The organism is Octadecabacter antarcticus 307, from assembly GCF_000155675.2.
Classification (GTDB): Bacteria; Pseudomonadota; Alphaproteobacteria; order Rhodobacterales; family Rhodobacteraceae; genus Octadecabacter; species Octadecabacter antarcticus.
In genome coordinates, this window is the sequence record NC_020911.1 from 3,652,318 (window position 1) to 3,670,574 (window position 18,257).

The 18,257-nt window shown below is 54.2% G+C and carries 17 protein-coding genes and 1 pseudogene; 7 read left to right on the forward strand and 11 right to left on the reverse strand.

What is annotated here, in order from left to right; all coding sequences use genetic code 11:
• Positions 1 to 3: 3 nt before the first annotated feature.
• On the reverse strand, positions 4 to 396 hold the full coding sequence (locus OAN307_RS18645) for a cytidine deaminase (RefSeq protein WP_015501118.1): 393 nt from the start codon (positions 394 to 396) through the stop codon (positions 4 to 6).
• Between the two features lie 46 nt (positions 397 to 442).
• Positions 443 to 1,532: pseudogene (locus tag OAN307_RS18650) on the reverse strand (cupin domain-containing protein).
• A gap of 153 nt (positions 1,533 to 1,685) precedes the next feature.
• Here OAN307_RS18650 and OAN307_RS18655 point away from each other — a divergent pair.
• The gene (locus tag OAN307_RS18655) at positions 1,686 to 3,998 is read left to right on the forward strand and encodes an NADP-dependent malic enzyme (RefSeq protein WP_015501119.1); all 2,313 of its coding nucleotides are present in this window, start codon (positions 1,686 to 1,688) and stop codon (positions 3,996 to 3,998) included.
• 571 nt (positions 3,999 to 4,569) lie between these two features.
• Positions 4,570 to 6,462, forward strand: coding sequence for a propionyl-CoA synthetase (locus tag OAN307_RS18660; RefSeq protein WP_015501120.1), 1,893 nt, complete (start codon positions 4,570 to 4,572; stop codon positions 6,460 to 6,462).
• Position 6,463: 1 nt separating this feature from the next.
• Here the strand turns inward: OAN307_RS18660 and OAN307_RS18665 are convergent, their stop codons facing one another.
• Positions 6,464 to 7,243 (reverse strand): NAD kinase, encoded by a 780-nt coding sequence (locus OAN307_RS18665; protein ID WP_015501121.1) that lies wholly within the window; start codon positions 7,241 to 7,243, stop codon positions 6,464 to 6,466.
• Positions 7,244 to 7,801: 558 nt separating this feature from the next.
• On the opposite strand from OAN307_RS18665, the gene glyA reads away from it, so the two are divergent.
• Together glyA and OAN307_RS18675 are read left to right on the forward strand one after the other, a co-directional pair.
• Positions 7,802 to 9,097, forward strand: coding sequence for a serine hydroxymethyltransferase (gene glyA, locus OAN307_RS18670; RefSeq protein ID WP_015501122.1), 1,296 nt, complete (start codon positions 7,802 to 7,804; stop codon positions 9,095 to 9,097).
• 88 nt (positions 9,098 to 9,185) lie between these two features.
• On the forward strand, positions 9,186 to 10,061 hold the full coding sequence (locus OAN307_RS18675) for a DUF817 domain-containing protein (protein ID WP_044044968.1): 876 nt from the start codon (positions 9,186 to 9,188) through the stop codon (positions 10,059 to 10,061).
• On the opposite strand, the gene OAN307_RS18680 is transcribed toward OAN307_RS18675, so the two are convergent.
• Complete coding sequence (locus OAN307_RS18680; RefSeq protein WP_144055628.1) at positions 10,000 to 10,431, reverse strand: hypothetical protein; 432 nt, start codon at positions 10,429 to 10,431, stop codon at positions 10,000 to 10,002. The genes OAN307_RS18675 and OAN307_RS18680 overlap by 62 nt on opposite strands.
• 5 nt (positions 10,432 to 10,436) lie before the next feature.
• Here OAN307_RS18680 and OAN307_RS18685 point away from each other — a divergent pair, with 5 nt between their 5' ends.
• Entirely contained in the window at positions 10,437 to 11,165 is a 729-nt protein-coding gene (locus tag OAN307_RS18685) for an alpha/beta fold hydrolase (protein ID WP_015501125.1), read from the forward strand.
• Between the two features lie 240 nt (positions 11,166 to 11,405).
• Here the strand turns inward: OAN307_RS18685 and OAN307_RS18690 are convergent, their stop codons facing one another.
• Positions 11,406 to 11,588, reverse strand: coding sequence for a hypothetical protein (locus OAN307_RS18690; protein WP_015501126.1), 183 nt, complete (start codon positions 11,586 to 11,588; stop codon positions 11,406 to 11,408).
• A 229-nt stretch (positions 11,589 to 11,817) separates the two neighbouring features.
• On the opposite strand from OAN307_RS18690, the gene OAN307_RS28385 reads away from it, so the two are divergent.
• Positions 11,818 to 12,576, forward strand: coding sequence for a DUF4145 domain-containing protein (locus OAN307_RS28385; RefSeq protein ID WP_015501127.1), 759 nt, complete (start codon positions 11,818 to 11,820; stop codon positions 12,574 to 12,576).
• Positions 12,577 to 12,675: 99 nt separating this feature from the next.
• Here the strand turns inward: OAN307_RS28385 and lepA are convergent, their stop codons facing one another.
• The 3 genes from lepA to OAN307_RS29140 all read right to left on the reverse strand — a co-directional run bounded on the left by lepA (position 12,676) and on the right by OAN307_RS29140 (position 15,969).
• On the reverse strand, positions 12,676 to 14,472 hold the full coding sequence (gene lepA, locus OAN307_RS18700; protein ID WP_015501128.1) for a translation elongation factor 4: 1,797 nt from the start codon (positions 14,470 to 14,472) through the stop codon (positions 12,676 to 12,678).
• Positions 14,473 to 14,525: 53 nt separating this feature from the next.
• Positions 14,526 to 15,581, reverse strand: a complete 1,056-nt coding sequence (locus OAN307_RS18705; protein ID WP_187292493.1) for a hypothetical protein — start codon at positions 15,579 to 15,581, stop codon at positions 14,526 to 14,528.
• A 223-nt stretch (positions 15,582 to 15,804) separates the two neighbouring features.
• On the reverse strand, positions 15,805 to 15,969 hold the full coding sequence (locus tag OAN307_RS29140; RefSeq protein ID WP_187292494.1) for a hypothetical protein: 165 nt from the start codon (positions 15,967 to 15,969) through the stop codon (positions 15,805 to 15,807).
• Positions 15,970 to 16,210: 241 nt separating this feature from the next.
• Between OAN307_RS29140 and OAN307_RS18710 the strand changes: the two genes are divergently transcribed.
• Positions 16,211 to 16,546 carry a hypothetical protein gene (locus OAN307_RS18710; protein ID WP_015501130.1) on the forward strand — a complete coding sequence of 112 codons (336 nt, stop codon included), beginning with the start codon at positions 16,211 to 16,213 and terminating at the stop codon, positions 16,544 to 16,546.
• 118 nt (positions 16,547 to 16,664) lie between these two features.
• Here OAN307_RS18710 and OAN307_RS30980 read toward each other — a convergent pair whose 3' ends face one another.
• The 3 genes from OAN307_RS30980 to rpmB all read right to left on the reverse strand — a co-directional run bounded on the left by OAN307_RS30980 (position 16,665) and on the right by rpmB (position 18,137).
• Entirely contained in the window at positions 16,665 to 17,330 is a 666-nt protein-coding gene (locus OAN307_RS30980; RefSeq protein WP_015501131.1) for a copper chaperone PCu(A)C, read from the reverse strand.
• 50 nt (positions 17,331 to 17,380) lie between these two features.
• Positions 17,381 to 17,722: a hypothetical protein gene (locus tag OAN307_RS25535; RefSeq protein ID WP_051068059.1), complete on the reverse strand. Its 342-nt coding sequence runs from the start codon at positions 17,720 to 17,722 to the stop codon at positions 17,381 to 17,383.
• 124 nt (positions 17,723 to 17,846) lie between these two features.
• Complete coding sequence (rpmB, locus tag OAN307_RS18725; RefSeq protein WP_015501132.1) at positions 17,847 to 18,137, reverse strand: 50S ribosomal protein L28; 291 nt, start codon at positions 18,135 to 18,137, stop codon at positions 17,847 to 17,849.
• Positions 18,138 to 18,257: the final 120 nt, after the last annotated feature.

The following is an 18,257-nucleotide window of genomic DNA, read 5'->3' on the forward strand; positions in this document are numbered from 1 at the left end:
GGGTTACGTGTTCGCCATATGATCAACGGTAAATCGCCCCGGCAACAGCTCTGCGACGGTCATTTGCAGTACCGCGCCATCCATCGTGGACATGGTCACGACCACGTCCGGCCCTGCAAATTCAGCAATCTTCTGGCGGCAACCGCCACAGGGGGGCACGGGGGCTGGCGCATCAGCGATGACTGCGATTTCTGCGATCTCACGTTCTCCAGCGGCGCACATGGCAGCGATTGCACCTGCTTCAGCGCAAGTGCCTTCGGGATAGGCCACGTTTTCAACATTTATACCTTTGAAAACAGTACCGCGCGTGGTTTTCAAGGCAGCACCCACAGCGAATTTCGAATAGGGCGCATAGGCGTTTTCGCGCACAGCGCGGGCGTCATCGAGCAGGGACATGGCAGATCCTTTGTTTTTAACAGATTGGGCCGTGCGACGCATAAGTTCAAGCCAAAGTGGTCTGAAACGCTCCCGCCAGTGTCACTTCGAGTAGTTCAAGATCGTCCGTAGGATCAGCGTAGCGCGTCGCCATTCCGGGCGGGATCACAAAGGCATCGCCCATGGCAAGGCGGTAAGGGTCTTTGCCTTCCCCCTCAAGCGTCATCGCGCCTTCCATGACAAATGTGAAATGGATGTCGGCGTTATGTTTAACCCATTGTGGAGCGCCAGTTCCACGCCGTACCACCTGCACGCCAGCCATAGATTTGGTGGCATCATTGATCGTCGTATCACGAGCGATGAAACCTTGTAGCCGGAACGGATTCCAAGGCGCATCAGCCCCGATATTGTGCACGAAATTTTGCCCTTGCCATTCGCGGTTCGGTCGCAAATCAGGCGTTGGCAGCGTCATTTCGTGTTCAATTTCAGTAACATGTTCGGCTGGCACGCCGATCTCTATCACCTCTATCCCGCTTGACGCTTCTAGCACACGGTGGCGAATTTCGGGCGGCTGAATGAAACAATCACCCGCTTTCAGGCGGATCGGGCCGCCTTGATCTTCGTACAAAACATCGACCCAGCAACGATAGCAATAAATCAGCTGAAATCCGACTTTATGGTAGTGCACCATATCCGGCACGGGGCCGCCGTCAGGGATGCGAATGTGACTGGCAATGATTGACCCGCCAAGGCGATTGGGGATCAGATCGCGATAGTGCATTCCCGCGCGGCCAACGACCCACGGGGCTTGATCGGCCAGTCGGCGCACGACAAAGGCGTGATCAGTAACCGGCATCTGCAGCGGTGGATTTAAGGCGTCGATGTCGACCGTCGTGCCACCTGGTGCGATCAACTGGCGGGCATCCGCAAAACCCGCATCGTCGGTCAAAATACACAAATGGCCGGCGCTGCCGATCTGATTTTTGATCCAGCCGGACCCGCAAACCGTGGCCGGAAAACACGGCTACAGTTGGGTCATCAGCAGGATAAATCGAATCCATCCGCATGCGTAACGTCTTGGTAAAAAACCCAATATCAGCTGTTAGCGCGGTGCTGGGCAGGCATACTTCTGCGCGAATTTCTGTTGTATCTTTCATGTAGACAATCTGCGTGTCAGCTTTCGGATTTGCAAGAGAGTGCATCTTGTCCCTATAGCTGACATATCGCTTCCCTAGCGGCTGATGGATAGTTTAATATTAAACTATATTTCCAATGCCCCCTATTTGACCTTTTGAAAGACTGGTGACCAAATGCCTGAGACACCCCCAAAGACCCCGAACGACACCTCCGCGATCGATGCACAGAAGAAAGAAAACTTGCGACAGGCGGCGTTGGATTATCACCGCTACCCCAAACCGGGAAAACTTGAGATCCGCGCGACCAAGCCGATGGCTAACGGGCGCGATTTGGCGCGGGCGTATTCACCCGGCGTCGCAGAAGCCTGTCTTGAAATTAAGAACAATCCTGCGGCGGCGCAGGATTACACTGCGCGCGGCAATCTGGTGGCGGTTGTGACCAATGGCTCGGCGGTTCTTGGGCTTGGCAATATTGGCGCTCTGGCATCAAAACCCGTGATGGAAGGCAAGGCAGTACTGTTCAAGAAATTCGCCAACATTGACTGCTTTGATATTGAACTAAACGAACCCGATCCCAAAAAGCTGGCCGATATTGTCTGTGCGCTGGAACCGACATTTGGCGCGATCAACCTTGAAGACATCAAAGCACCTGAGTGTTTCATCGTTGAAAAAATCTGCCGAGAGCGGATGAATATCCCCGTTTTTCATGACGATCAGCACGGCACAGCGATTGTTGTTGGTGCTGCTGCGACGAACGCGTTGGCGGTGTCTGGCAAGAAATTCGAAGACATCAAAATCGTCAGCACAGGCGGTGGGGCCGCGGGCATTGCCTGCCTGAACATGCTGCTGAAACTCGGTGTGAAACGCGAAAACGTCTGGCTTTGTGACATCGAAGGTCTGGTCTATGAAGGCCGCGAAACCGATATGACGCCGCAAAAGGCTGAATTTGCCCAAGGCAAAACAGCTGCCACACTGGGCGATGTGATCGACGGGGCTGATATGTTCCTCGGGCTGTCAGGTCCGGGCGTGTTAAAACCAGACATGGTCGCGCGGATGACCAAGGCGCCGATTATTTTTGCACTGGCGAACCCGAACCCCGAAATATCGCCAGAAGATGCGCGTGCCGTTGCGCCTGATGCTATCATGGCAACGGGGCGCAGCGATTTTCCAAACCAAGTGAACAATGTGCTGTGTTTCCCGTTCATCTTTCGCGGCGCGCTGGACGTCGGCGCGACTGAGATAAACGACGCCATGAAGATCGGATGTGTTGAAGGCATAGCCGCCTTGGCCCGCGCCACCACATCCGCCGAGGCCGCAGCCGCCTATCAGGGCGAACAGATGACATTTGGCCCCGACTATCTGATCCCCAAACCATTCGATCCGCGCTTGATGGGTGTCGTGGCATCCGCCGTCGCCAAGGCGGCGATGGAAACCGGTGTCGCGACCAAGCAGGTTGATCTGCCGTCCTATAAGGCCGGATTGGACGCGTCGGTGTTCAAATCCGCCATGCTGATGCGCCCCGTATTCGAAGCAGCGGCCAAAGAAGCCCGCCGCATCGTGTTCACCGAAGGCGAAGACGAACGCGTGCTGCGCGCAGCCCAAGCCGTGCTAGAAGAAACCACAGAAACCCCGATCCTGATTGGTCGCCCCGACGTGATCGCGCTGCGGGCTGAACGTGCGGGCTTGGATATCGACATCAGCAGCCTTGATATTGTGAACCCCGAAAACGACCCGCGATACCGTGATTATTGGGAGACATATCATACACTTATGTCACGCAACGGGGTCACACCTGATCTGGCCAAAGCGGTGATGCGCACCAATACGACCGCCATTGGTGCTGTCATGGTGCAGCGCGGCGAGGCCGACAGCATGATCTGCGGCACCTTTGGGCAGTTCCGCTGGCATCTGAATTACATCGAGCAAGTGCTGGGAAAGGATCACAAAGTGCAAGGCGCGCTTAGCATGATGATCCTCGAAGATGGGCCGTTGTTCATTGCCGACACCCATGTGCGATCCGAACCGACGCCAGAACAAATTGCACAAACCGCAATTGGTGCTGCGCGGCATGTGAAACGCTTTGGCCTAAAGCCGAATGTTGCCTTTTGTGCGCAGTCGCAATTTGGCAATCTTGATTGCGACACTGGCAACCGTATCCGCGCGGCGATGTCTATTCTGGCCGCGCAGAAGGTTGATTTCACCTATGAAGGCGAAATGAACGTAGATGCCGCGCTCGACCCTGAATTGCGCGAACGGCTGTTGCCTTGTGGGCGGATGAAAGGTGCAGCCAACGTATTGATATTTGGTCATGCAGATGCCGCCAGCGGTGTGCGCAATATCCTGAAGATGAAAGCAGGCGGGCTTGAGGTCGGGCCGATCCTGATGGGCATGGGCAACCGCGCCCATATCGTCACGCCGTCCATCACCCCGCGCGGGTTGCTGAACATGGCGGCAATCGCCGGCACGCCAGTGAAGGTTTACGGGTAGGCAAACCCTAAAAAGGGGGCGCTGCACGCAACACCCCCTTTTCCGAACGGTTAAATATCTTTTGGTCTAACGTGGTCGCCTGCTATTTGCCCGCAGGCTTAGCTGGCACCGGTGTCACAGCTGCTACTGCCGGTTTTGCTTTCTTTTCTTTATTTGGTTTGCTGTTCTTATCCATAATTTTACGTCCCAGATATCGGAGGCGGCGGAATGTCGTCCCGAATGATAGATTTGATCCTTTGCCCAACAATCTTCAATCATATATTTAATAAAATTACTCAGCTCGGCCAAATTTAGCTTACATCCGACTCTCAATCGGCCCCTTGCGCAATATTATGTTGTGATACAGCTTGGCACGACAGAACGATAAGATTCGCCTAGAATAAACCTCGCATAGTTTGCAGATTTGCAGACACGTGGTTTAAACTTCGCAAATCAGACTGATAACCACCAGATTTGCAAATATTTGCAGCCAAAACCTGCGCCAGTTTGCAAACTCTGCCCCACGCGGGCAAACAGCCTTGCCCCCTGCGCCCTGCAAGGCCTATCCCTAGGTCAACACAGGGAGAATACCATGGCATACCGCGACGTCTACAAAAGCTGGCAAGACGATCCAGAAGGTTTCTGGATGAAAGCAGCGGACGCGATTGACTGGCACACGCCCCCGACCAAGGCCCTGTTTGATGACAAAGCGCCACTGTACGAATGGTACCGTGACGGGCGGGTTAACACCTGCTTCAACGCCTTGGACCGCCATGTTGCGGCAGGGCGCGGCGATCAGGTTGCGATCATCTACGACAGCCCGATGACCGACACGATCAGCAAAATAACCTATACCGATCTGTTGACCCGCGTGGCGTGCCTTGCGGGTGCGTTGAAAGCCAAAGGCATTGCCAAAGGCGACCGCGTTATCATTTATATGCCGATGGTCCCCGAAGCGATTGAGGCGATGCTGGCCTGCGCGCGGATCGGTGCGATCCATTCGGTTGTGTTTGGCGGGTTTGCCGCCAACGAACTGGCCGTGCGGATTGACGATGCCACCCCGAAAGCCATCATTGCGGCGTCTTGCGGGCTGGAACCCGGTCGCGTGATCCACTATAAACCGCTGCTGGACGGCGCAATTGACCTTGCGACACACAAACCTGATTTCTGCGTTATTTATCAACGTGAACAACAAGTCGCCGACCTGATTGAAGGCCGCGACGTCGATTGGCACACTTTTCAGGACGGCGCCGAACCCGCCGAATGTGTTCCGGTTGAGGGCACACATCCAGCCTATATTCTCTATACATCCGGCACCACAGGGGCGCCCAAGGGAGTTGTGCGACCAACCGCTGGCCACCTTGTTGCGCTGAATTGGACGATGAAAAACGTCTATAACGTCGACCCCGGTGATGTGTTCTGGGCCGCGTCTGATGTCGGTTGGGTCGTAGGCCACAGCTACATCTGTTATGGACCATTGATCCACGGCAACACCACGGTGGTGTTTGAAGGGAAACCCGTCGGCACGCCGGATGCGGGCACATTCTGGCGGGTGATAGAACAGCACAACGTCAAATCCTTCTTCACTGCGCCAACGGCATTTCGTGCCGTGAAACGTGAAGACCCGAAAGGCGAGTTGATCAAGGATTATGATCTGTCCTGCCTTGATCAGATCTATCTTGCGGGTGAACGGGCCGACCCCGACACGGTCGAATGGATGCAGGATAAGCTGGGCAAGCCGATTTATGATCATTGGTGGCAAACCGAAACTGGCTATACCATCGCGGGCAACCCTGTGGGGATCGAACCTATGCCAGTCAAGCTCGGCTCACCGACCGTCGCTATGCCAGGGTATAATGTGCAAATTCTGGATGACGGCGGAAACCAACTGCCCGCAGGCGAACTTGGCGCGATTGCGATAAAACTACCCCTGCCGCCCGGCACATTGCCAACCTTGTGGAATGCCGAAGACCGATTTTTGAAAAGTTACCTGCACACCTTCCCAGGGTACTATGAAACAGGCGACGCGGGCATGATCGACGAAGACGGTTACCTATACATCATGGCGCGTACAGACGACGTGATTAACGTGGCGGGCCACAGGCTTTCTACGGGCGGTATGGAAGAAGTCCTCGCGGCGCATCCGGACGTCGCAGAATGCGCTGTGATTGGCGTGACCGATGAATTGAAAGGCCAGTTGCCCGTTGGGTTTGTCTGTTTGAACAAAGGGACTGAAACGTCACACGAAGATGTCGCCCGCGGCTGCGTCAAACTCGTGCGCGACAAGATCGGCCCTGTTGCCGCGTTCAAATTGTGCACCGTGGTGGACCGTTTGCCGAAAACCCGATCCGGCAAAATCTTACGCGCCACAATGGTGAAAATCGCCGATGGTGCAGATTTCAAAATGCCCGCAACAATAGACGATCCCGCAATCTTGGATGAAATCCGCGAAGCGTTGAAACCGCTGGGGTATGCCAAGGACTAATTCAGGCGAATTGTTCGCGGATCAACCGTTCCTCTAACCCGTGACCGGGATCAAATAGGATTCGGTGTTCAATTTCTGGCGCGGACCAGACGTCGACCTGTTTGACGTCCTTTACTGACACCCCGTCAGCGTCGACGTTCACGGGACGTTTGGCCGCGTTCGTCACATCAAACGTCACTCGCGCCGCTTTGGGCAGCAGCGCCCCGCGCCAGCGACGGGGCCGGAACGCAGCCACGGCGGTCAGCGCCAAAACGTCCGACCCGATTGGTAGGATCGGTCCATGGGCGGAATAATTATACGCAGTTGACCCCGCAGGCGTCGCCAATAGCGCACCATCGCAGACCAGTTCATCCATCCGCAGTTTACCATCCACATGAATACGCAACTTCGCGGCCTGAGGACCTGCACGCAGCAAGGATATTTCGTTGATCGCCAGCGCCTTGTGCTGCGTTCCGTTGACGCAGGTGGCGGTCATGTGCAGGGGGTTTATGACTTCTTCCTGCGCTTTTGCCAGGCGGTCCCGCAGCCCTTGGGCGGAATAACTATTCATCAAAAAGCCGACTGTGCCACGGTTCATCCCATAGACAGGCGCACGCAAATTTTGGGTGCTGTGCAGCGTTTCAAGCATGAACCCATCACCGCCCAAGGCCACAATGATATCAGCGTTTTCGACGGCAACACCATCATATTGCGACGTCAAAGCCGCCTGCGCAGCTTGTGCAATCGGCGAGCCGCTGGCTACGAACGCAATTTTTGTTTTCAGGATCGGATTGACGGTCATGGCCATTCTTTCAGGTTTCAGATCAGTTGTCCCCTGCACTTATCGAAAACGCAAGTCGCGCATCGGGGCAAAGTTGTCGGAATGAACCGCCCCCTGTGTGCCGGAGGCTGCAATACCTGACTAGGGTGGTGCATTATGAGAAAATCAACAAACGTATATTCACCAGAAGTGCGCGAACGCGCCGTATGGATGGTTTTAGGTGGCGAAGGCCAGCACGAGGGCCGCTGGTCCCTTACACGGAAGTCGATATGCAGTATCGATGAGAGGGGGCAATCTTGTCGATTTCGTGAACGATACCCTGCCGGGCTACGGACAACACCCCTCTCGGCAGTTTAGTTTCACAAATCGTCCATCCCACTGCCCGACAGCACAAGCCAAAGCAAACTTTTAGGCGGCTCTGGAAAGATCAGACATGGCCGCATAACTGAGACACATTGGCTAATAGGAAAATCCGAACCAGTTCAGAACCAATATGATGAATATAAAAAGTTTGGGGTTATATGAAGCGAGACGAACGCTTATGAACCGCCCCAACAACTGCGCCAAAGGAACACTGCCATGAATGCCCGCACCAAAGACACCGGTTTCTTCACCGAAAGCCTTGCGACCCGTGACCCCGAAATTGCTGCGGCGATTGGTGCGGAACTGGGTCGTCAGCGAAAAGAGATCGAACTGATCGCATCAGAAAACATCGTCTCTGCCGCCGTGATGGAAGCCCAAGGCAGCGTTATGACCAACAAATACGCCGAAGGTTACCCGGGCCGCCGCTACTATGGCGGATGCCAACACGTTGATGTCGCTGAAAATTTAGCCATTGATCGCGCCAAAAAGTTGTTTGATTGTGAATTTGTGAACGTGCAGCCAAACTCTGGCAGTCAAGCCAATCAAGGTGTGTTTCAGGCGCTGATCAAGCCCGGCGATACCATTCTCGGCATGTCGCTGGACGCGGGCGGCCACTTGACCCACGGCGCAAAACCGAACCAATCGGGCAAGATTTACAACGCGATCCAATACGGGGTAAAGCAGGCCGACAGCCTATTAGACTATGATCAGGTTCAGGCATTGGCGACCGAGCATCGCCCGAAACTGATCATCGCTGGCGGGTCCGCCATCCCGCGCATCATTGATTTCAAACGCATGCGCGAGATTGCGGACAGCGTTGACGCCTACCTGCTGGTCGACATGGCGCATTTCGCGGGTATGGTCGCGACGGGTTTGTACCCTTCACCTTTTCCCCACGCCCACGTTGCCACAACGACAACGCACAAAACCCTGCGCGGCCCGCGCGGTGGCATGATCCTGACCAACGACGAAGCCCTCGCCAAGAAATTCAACTCAGCTATCTTCCCGGGCATCCAAGGCGGGCCGTTGATGCACGTTATAGCGGGCAAGGCCGTCGCATTCGCAGAGGCGTTGCGCCCCGAATTCAAAGCCTATCAAGAACAGGTCGTGAAGAATGCACAAGCGCTGGCAGATCAATTGATCAAAGGTGGCTTAGACATCGTTACAGGCGGCACAGACAGCCACCTGGTGCTCGTCGATCTGCGGCCCAAAGGCGTCAAAGGTAATGACACCGAAGCAGCGCTCGAACGCGCCCACATCACCTGCAACAAAAACGGCATCCCGTTCGACCCTGAAAAGCCGATGGTGACATCAGGCGTGCGTTTGGGATCACCCGCGGGCACAACGCGTGGATTCACCGAGACCGAATTCCGCCAAGTCGCTGATTGGATTGTCGAAGTGGTCGACGGTTTGGCGACGAACGGTGCGGACGGCAATGCAGAAGTCGAGGCCAAGGTGAGAACGGAAGTTGAAGCGCTCTGCGATACCTTCCCGATTTATCCCAACCTTTGATCAGAGGTACAGAAATTGCCTGAAGCCGCCGCAGGACCTGCGCAAAGAAAGCGTGGACATCCGCGGCGGCTTTCGCTTTTCTAGCGCCATGCAGCAACCCCAATCCTTTGACACCACCGTAGGCCACCCCTTGCGTGCCAAGCTTCCCGCCCCACTGGCTGAGGTCGCTACTTTCGCACTGAAACACCTGTGGGCCGGCCTGTTTGGTGGGCTTCTGCTGTTTGCGGTCATTTGCACAAATGCAATCTGGGCCGATCATTGGCCTATCGAACGATATGATGCACTTTTCGCCTTTGCGGTCTTAATACAGGCGGCTATGTTGTTGTTTAAGTTCGAAACTTGGCAAGAAGCTAAAGTCATCGCACTGTTTCACTTCACCGGAACCGCCATGGAGATTTTCAAGGTTAACGCCGGATCATGGGCCTACCCAGAAGACGCGTTTTTCATGGTGATGAACGTGCCGCTGTTCAGTGGGTTTATGTATGCATCCGTCGGCAGCTACATCGCGCGGGTCATCAGAATTTTCGACATGCGTTTCACCCCCTACCCGCCCTTCAGGGTCACTGCCGTGCTGGCTGTGGCGATATATGTGAACTTCTTTTCACACCACTATTTACCCGATCTCCGATTGGCGCTTTTCGCGGCCACCGTGATCGTATTTTGGCGCACCCGCGTTGTGTTCAAAGTGGAACGACAATACGCCCTTCCCCTCCCCCTCGCCGCCCTGTGCACGAGCTTCTTTTTATGGATCGCCGAGAACGTCGGCACCTTGACCGGCACTTGGGTCTACGCCGGATCATGCGCCTTTGAGATGGCGTCGATCGGCAAAATGGGCAGCTGGTACTTGTTGCTTTACGTGGCCTTCGTAACAGTGACTTTGGTAGTCCGCGAACCGCTGAATATCAAAGGTAGCCGCGCCACATCAGAAAGATCAGCAGCGCCGCCGCGACAAGGATCAGATTGAAACTGACAACCCCCAAAACGCCTAGGATGCGGGTCTTGCGCCGCTCGACGGGATCGATTGTCTTCAGATGTGCCACCAGCGTGTTGTGGGCCCTCTTCAGCCTGTCCTCGTCGATCATCGGCCGAAGTTTTGGATGCCCCATGTGCTGCGCCGCCTGCGCCAAATAGTGCCCTTCACGATGCGCCCATTTCGGCAACAAACGCCCCGCCCTTACAAACGTCTTGTCAAGGGTACGGCCCTTAATTCGCAGGCGCTGCTCAATCAGGTTGCGCACGTCATCGGCGTATTTATTGGCGTGATCCAAAGACATCCCCATAGCTTTAGCGTGCAGCTTGGACCCTTTCAATTCGCCGCCTTTCGGTCTAGTCAAAAGCGATGCTGAATGTCCTCACTCACGGCGACCCGTCGCTGCCTAAAATATTGATTGCGCACGGACTTTTTGGATCAGGCCGCAACTGGGGCGTCATTGCAAAACGGCTGTCCGATCAGTTCCATGTGATCTGTCCGGACATGCGCAATCACGGCGCAAGCCCTTGGTTTAACACGCAAAGTTATTTCGATATGGCCGATGATCTGGCCGCGCTGTTGGATCAGCCAACCTTTGTGGTTGGCCATTCAATGGGGGGTAAGGCCGCCATGGTTATGGCGCTGAAATACCCACATCTTATCAATAGGTTAGTTGTCGCCGACATTGCGCCGGTCGCCTATTTGCACAGTCAATCCCAGCACATCGATGCGATGCGCGCCGTGGATTTAAGCGGGGTTGAGCGGCGATCGGATGCAGGCGAAAACCTAGACCCGGATGTCCGGGATTTCCTGCTGCAATCCTTTGATGTTAAAGGGAAAAAATGGCTTCTGAACCTCGACGTTCTGGCGGCTGAAATGCCAAAGATCATCGGGTTTCCCGAGGTGTCAGGGTCATTTGACGGGCCTACTTTATTCCTCTCGGGCGGCGACAGCGACTATGTTGCGCCGAAATACCGCCCTGTTATCAAGGGCTTATTTCCCAACGCACGGTTCGCAAAGATACCGGATGCGGGCCACTGGCTGCACGCCCAAAAACCGCGTGAATTTGAGGCGACTTTGCGGGCGTTCTTCGCCTAAAACACGCAGGCACAGCCTGTGCACCACTTGTACACCGCGCGTATGTATCCGCATATGACAGCGTAGCGCGATTTCGGGCTAAAGGCCTGCTGCCGTTAAGAAAACCATCAATGACGCAGCCCCCGCGAACACGAGGAAGGTGTGGGGAATGTAGTGCATGGCGATACTCTCATGTGACGTGATTGAGAGTGATACGGCTGGCGGCGCGAATTCCGTCGCGCAAAAGGCGATTTGGACCGATCAGTTGTCGATGATCGCCCGTGCGACCACAACGCTTACCGGGACCGCCAAAACAGCGCCGATGCCCGCCGCGATCAGGATCGGCGCAAGCGTGTCATAGCCCATGGTGAGGGACGCAATGACAAGACTGCCGGTGAGCGTTGTGGCGATGATCGAATATAGGATTGAGGCGAGGCGCAACATGGCGATGTCCCTTCATGCAATTTGCAGCGCCGCGATGGTTGTGGCGTAGGGGGAGAGTGGCATGAGCGCGCGTGTGGGTCTTTGATCTGGGTCAAATGGGGGGGGGTGGGGAGGCAACTTTAGTGGCTTGGTTGCGCCCGAACCGAGGGGTGGGTGCGAAGCGCAGTCTTAGATTGCGCAAATCCGAATTTTTTGAAAAGATGATAGGATAGCGAAATGAGGACGTACCGTGCCACAAACACCATTTAATTGGGCTTGCCCATATTGTGGCCAATCAACCACGATCACTTATGTCAATTTTGATTCGGGAACTATAGAATTTAACATAACAAAATCAGATAATTCCGATTATAATCTGTCTGCAGAAGCGATCAGCTGCCCCAATCCAGAATGTGGAAAAACTTTGGTAGAGGCAACTTTTTGGAAAAATGGTTTCAAAGAGACTAGTGGTAGAAAAAAATGGAAGGCTATCAAAGCCTTAAACAAATGGCCCTTGCTACCTCGATCTTCTGCAAAACCGATGCCCCACTTCGTGCCGGAAGAAATTCGTAGTAACTACGAAGAAGCTTGCCTGATCCAAAACGATAGCCCCAAGGCATCGGCTACAATGTCGAGGCGATGCCTACAGGGCATTGTAAGAGATTTTTGGAATATTCCAGCTTCAAAAATGGGCAACTTAGGCGCAGAGATTAGCTATATCCGTGACAGAATTGATGAGGATACCTTTGAGAGCATTAAAGCTGTCAGGGAAGTCGGTGATATTGGCGCCCACATGGAAAAGTCTGTGGACACCATAGTTGATGTTGAACCAGAAGAAGCCGCTTTGCTAATTGAACTGATAGAAACCCTTGTTTTGGATTGGTACGTTGCGAAACATCGAAGAGCCAATCGCAATAAACAACTCCAAGATACTGTTGCAGCTAAACGTAGTGCGAAGAAAGCCTCTAAAGTAAATATGAAACAGATCGAGGATCAGTCTGACAAATAAATTCGTCACTTAGATCTTCACCGAGCCCTAACTCCTGAGTGCGTACGCGATTTGCTTTGCAATTCGCTGCCACGCACGCGCGCAAAAAAAAGACAGCTTTTAGCTGTCCATTTTAAGCGCGGAAATGAACGCTTCCTGCGGAATATTCACGGACCCGAACTGGCGCATCTTCTTCTTACCCGCCTTCTGCTTGTCGAGCAGTTTACGTTTTCTTGACGCATCGCCGCCATAACATTTGGCAGTGACGTCTTTGCGCATGGCCGACAGGGTCTCACGGGCGATGACTTTGCCGCCGATGGCCGCTTGGATAGGGATTTTGAACATGTGACGCGGGATCAGGTCTTTGAGTTTTTCAACCATGGCGCGGCCACGGACCTCTGCGCGGTCGCGGTGCACCATCATCGACAGCGCGTCGACCGGTTCGTCGTTGACGAGGACCGACATTTTGACCAGCGCATCCTCGCGGTAGCCCATGAGGGAGTAGTCAAAAGACGCATAGCCTTTGGTGACGGATTTCAGGCGGTCATAAAAGTCGAACACCACTTCGTTCAGCGGCAGATCGTAGACGACCAGCGCCCGTGACCCCGCATAGGTCAGGTCGGATTGGATGCCGCGGCGGTCTTGGCACAGTTTTAGCACGTCGCCCAAGTATTCATCGGGCACAAGGATCGTCGCCTTGATGCGCGGTTCTTCGATGTGATCAATAAGGGTCATGTCGGGCATATCGGCGGGATTGTGCAGTTCAGTCATGGTGCCGTCGCGCATGTGGACGTGGTACACCACGGACGGCGCGGTGGTGATCAGGTCGATGTCATATTCGCGTTCAATCCGGTCGCGGATCACCTCGAGGTGCAGCAGACCAAGAAAGCCGCAGCGAAAGCCAAAACCAAGCGCTGCGGAGGATTCCATTTCAAATGAGAAGGACGCGTCGTTGAGGGCGAGTTTGTCGATCGCTTCGCGCAGGTCTTCGAACAGGGCGGAATCAACGGGAAATAACCCACAGAAAACAACAGGTTGCGCAGGTTTGAAGCCGGGGAGTGGGGTGACTTCGGATTTTTGATGCGTGATTGTATCGCCGACGCGGGTGTCGCGGACCTGTTTGATTGATGCCGTGAGGAAGCCGATTTCGCCGGGGCCAAGTTCGTCAACGTTTTCCATTTTTGGGCGGAAGACGCCGATGCGTTCAACGTGGTGAAGTGTGCCGTTGCTGATAAATTTGATCTTCTCGCCCTTGCGCAATTTCCCGTCGATGATGCGCACCAGAACGATCACGCCGAGGTAGCTGTCGTACCACGAATCCACCAGCATTGCCCTGAGCGGGGCGTCGGGGTCGCCTTTGGGGGCGGGGAGTTGGTGCACGATGGCTTCGAGCGTTTCAACGATGCCTTCACCCGTTTTGGCAGACACGGCGATGGCACCGGATGCGTCGATACCAATGACGTCTTCGACCTGTTCGGCGACACGGCTAACGTCAGACGCGGGCAGGTCTATCTTGTTGAAAATAGGGACAATTTCGTGGTTTGCGTCGATGGCGTGATAGACATTGGCGAGGGTCTGCGCCTCAACCCCTTGGGTGCTGTCCACCACCAAAAGCGAGCCTTCGACAGCGCGCATCGAACGCGAAACCTCATAGGCGAAATCGACGTGACCGGGGGTGTCGATCAGGTTCAGCACGTAATCTTCGCCGTTTTTGGCGGTATAATTGATCCGCACGGTCTGGGCTTTGATGGTGATGCCACGTTCGCGTTCGATGTCCATGGAATCGAGCATCTGCGCCTTCATATCGCGTTCCGCCACCGTGTTGGTGGACTGGATCAAACGATCAGCCAGTGTCGATTTACCATGGTCAATATGCGCCACGATGGAGAAATTGCGAATGTGTGATAGTGCTGTCATGGTGAGGATATGTAGGGGTTTTTGAGGTTTGTCGAGGGGGATTTGGACGACCCCTAAATGAACCCACCCCTGCGTAACTCATTCGTCAGATGCAAAACTAAAAGCTCAAGATCGACGATGAAGTTTTTTGCTGAGCGGAACCTTCTGACATCGTGAATTTGGCGCACAAGGCGGATGGATTTCGGAGCCTCACGCATTCCTTCGAACAGCTTATCAGGATCGTTTCTCAGGGTTTCTAGGGTGACGTGCCTTCCGTTCCCACGACCTTTCCATGTCATGATGACATCGGTTTTTGTGGCTTCAAAATCTTCAGTTTGCTTTGTTAGCCACGTTGTTGCGGCCTTAGCGCCTTTGTCAGCCGGAACAGGAATATCGACCGAAACCGTACTTTTCCTATCTTGGAGTTCGCACCGCACATCGAGGGACAACTTTGGCTCCTTGAAGACGAAGGACGCGACAAGTTCATATTTTTCCGCCAGCCGCTTCCTATCATGAGAGAGGATGGCATCAAATTCTGCCCTCATCCCTAATTCGTGTCGAAGTTCAACGGCTTGACAAGCTTCATGGGCAAGTTTCGAGCGCAAATCGCGCCTCTCTTGATGCCAGCCATGGACGATTTCAGTAATCCCTGGCGTCTTGCTGCTAAATCCGACACCGACGCCGGACGATTGAACAAATTCGCCCCATTCTTGAGGCATCTGATCAAACGTCAAAATGCCAGACGCAGGATCCCAAAGAAACGAGGCTGCATCACTAAGGATATTTCGTGCAAGATCAGGGAGTTCATTGCATCCAGAAAACCGATCTATCGATGCGCGTAATTCGGCCCACGCAAAATGGCGAATTTCCTTCTTGCGGCGCTTGTTTCCAGCAACGTGATAGGGGAGCTCAGTTGGACTTCTCGCAAATTCATTCGAAATTGAGATGATGCAATGAACATCCAAAAGTGATGCGAGGTGCGCATAATCTTGAATTTGTTCCGACCTGATTTCACTTTTTCCAGCTTTCGCTTCAATGAAGGCGGTCCATTCAGATGTTCCCCTTTTGCAGGCCACAAGGCCATCTGGCCTGTGATCTGGAGTTTTGGACGAGCGAAACGTAACTTCCATGTAGCTTTCATAGGTACATGTCCGACCAGACCCGTAGCCGCATTCAGCGAGGAATTCGGCCCGTAATTCCGGCACAAGTTCCAAAAGTCGCATGAAGACAGAGAGTAGAGTGCGTTCTGGCTTTTTCGCCTTATCCATTAAGTTCGGTTTCGCGCAGGTGGGACTTAACTCACTTAAACACTTCATTGGTTTCCCCTCGTATACGCAATCATGTTGCGTCACGTCAGAACTGAATGGCAAGAATAACTTTCAACCATAGATCGAAACTAGTGGCAGCGCCCAACCCTGGGTGGTTAATTTCGGGCTGATGATTGAATTCACGCGGTTGCCGCAGAATAGAAGATTGTTTTTTGTTGAAACGTTGCAAAAGCAGCAGCGCCGTCACCATCAGCCTACTTTCACCACGACGTTAGAGTTTGGGACACTGCACTGACTTCGATTGCGCATGGGTTGGACCGAGACGCGCATTGTTGTTGTCGGGTAGATCGGCGGATCGGCGCGAATGTGATCTTGATCCCCTTTCCACGTCGCGCGACATCCGCCATAATACGCCCAGCAGTTGCGGCACCAACGGGGATCACCCCGCAAATAAGTTGGGCCCAAAAAACAAAAGACGACAGTGAGGCGCTATGAGAAATTTTGTTATTTTATCGGCTTTGGTCGCGTTGACCGCCTGTTCGGGCGGACGCGATCGGGGCAATTCGGGGTCCCTGCGCGGGGCCACGGGTAATGTCAGCCGCGCGTGTTTGGCGGCCGACCGTTCAGCCGCGACGCCAGCTTTGTGCGGTTGCGTGCAGCGGGTGGCCAACACCGAATTGTCGAGCCGTGATCGCAGCCGTTTGGCCGCCTTCTTTACCGATCCGGAAACCGCGCACGCCATAATGATCAGTGACACAAACACCAATGACGCGTTCTGGGCTCGCTACCGCGCGTTCACCACGTCGGCGCACAACCAGTGCGGGTGATCGCGGTGGGTCATCGGCGCAGATAATAAGGCGCCCGCTGCTGCGGACGCCCGTTTTTGTATGCCATTGGTTTGTTCGTGATTGGTTTGTTCGTGATTAGGAATTTGACGGATCGGTCTTAGTCGTCGTCATCATCGTCATCGTCGTCATCATCGTAATCATCGTCCACGTCGTCATCGTCGTCATCGTCATCGTCGTCCATGTCGTCGTCACCGTCGTCCATGTCGTTATGATCCATGTCCCCATGATCCATATCGCCGTGATCCATGGCGCCGTGATCCATGGCGCCGTGTTCCATAGCGCCGTGTTCCATAGCGCCGTGTTCCATAGCGCCGTGTTCCATAGCGCCGTGATCCATCCGATCCTGATCGACGGGGATTTCGACGCTTATTTCACCTGCATTCTCAAACACAAAGGTGACGGTGATAAGGTCGTCTTGTTCAAACGGCGCGGTGAGGCCCATGAACATGACATGATTACTGCCCCTTTGTAGGTGGAGTTCACCGCCCGCTGGCAGCACAAAACCTTCTTGCACGTGGGTCATGCGCATCACGCCGTTGTCGTCTTCAATATGATTGTGAAGTTCGACCCGCTGGGCCGCGTCCGAAGTCACGCTGAGAAGGCGATCATCGATGTCGGCCTGATTGTGGATCACCATAAACGCAGCACCCGCCATGTCATTGGATGAGCGGGCATATTGGTCGTGGATTTCAATCTCAGCCAGTGCGGGCGTGGCGAGTGTGAGGGCTGTGAGGCTGGCGATAAGTGTCGATTTAAGGGACATGTTGAGTTCCTGTCTGTTCCGTCTGAATGTTGCAAAAGTGAAAGTGATATTCAGAGGTAGAGAGGCGGATCACGGGCTTGCGCAGGGATGGGGATAAGCAGAATTTCTGGCGTCTGCACAGTCGTTTGCGTGAGGGTTTGAATGTGGACAACCCGTGTTTTGACAGTGATTGGCACGTCAACATAGGCCAAAACCTTCAAAGCGCAGTCAGGACAGAAATGGACAGGTCCGATTGGGTCGCCCTGCGCATCTAGTGTGACAACAATCGGTCCCTGCCCGGAGCACAAGATCACCTGACCCTGTGCATCTTTCATCACGCCACGCGCCATTGCCATCTGCTGTGAGGTCACAGCAATCATCAGCGCGAGCGTCAGGGTTAGGATACGTATCATCTTGGCTTAGGTATCAGGCGGGCCGCGCGATCAAAAGCGCCGAAATGTCGCATTGGCGAGGCGTGAAAAACGAAAAAGGCCCGAACGCAAGGTCCGGGCCATTCAAATCTGCCTGCTCAAAAGTTTATGCTTCGGCGGTTGCTGCCTTGGCGATGTCTTTCTTGACTTTCAACGCGGAGGGTGAAAGTTCTGCGTCTTTGGATTTTGCGAAGAACGCATCAAGGCCACCACGGTGGTCAACGGTGCGCAGCGCTGCATTGGAAATCCGGAACTTGAAGCTACGGCCCAAGGATTCGGACATCAACGATACGTCCTGCAAGTTCGGCAAAAACCGACGGCGTGTACGGTTCTTGGCGTGGCTTACGTTGTTGCCCGACATCGGGCCTTTTCCTGTCAATTCGCAACGGCGCGACATAGCGTATTCCTTGTCTATCAAGGGTCAGCAGCGTTTCGCGCGACCCAATCTTTCAAACTTGCATAGTCCCACAAGTGGCAGGGACTGAATTCATTTCGCCGCAATTAGGTGGATTCCTTG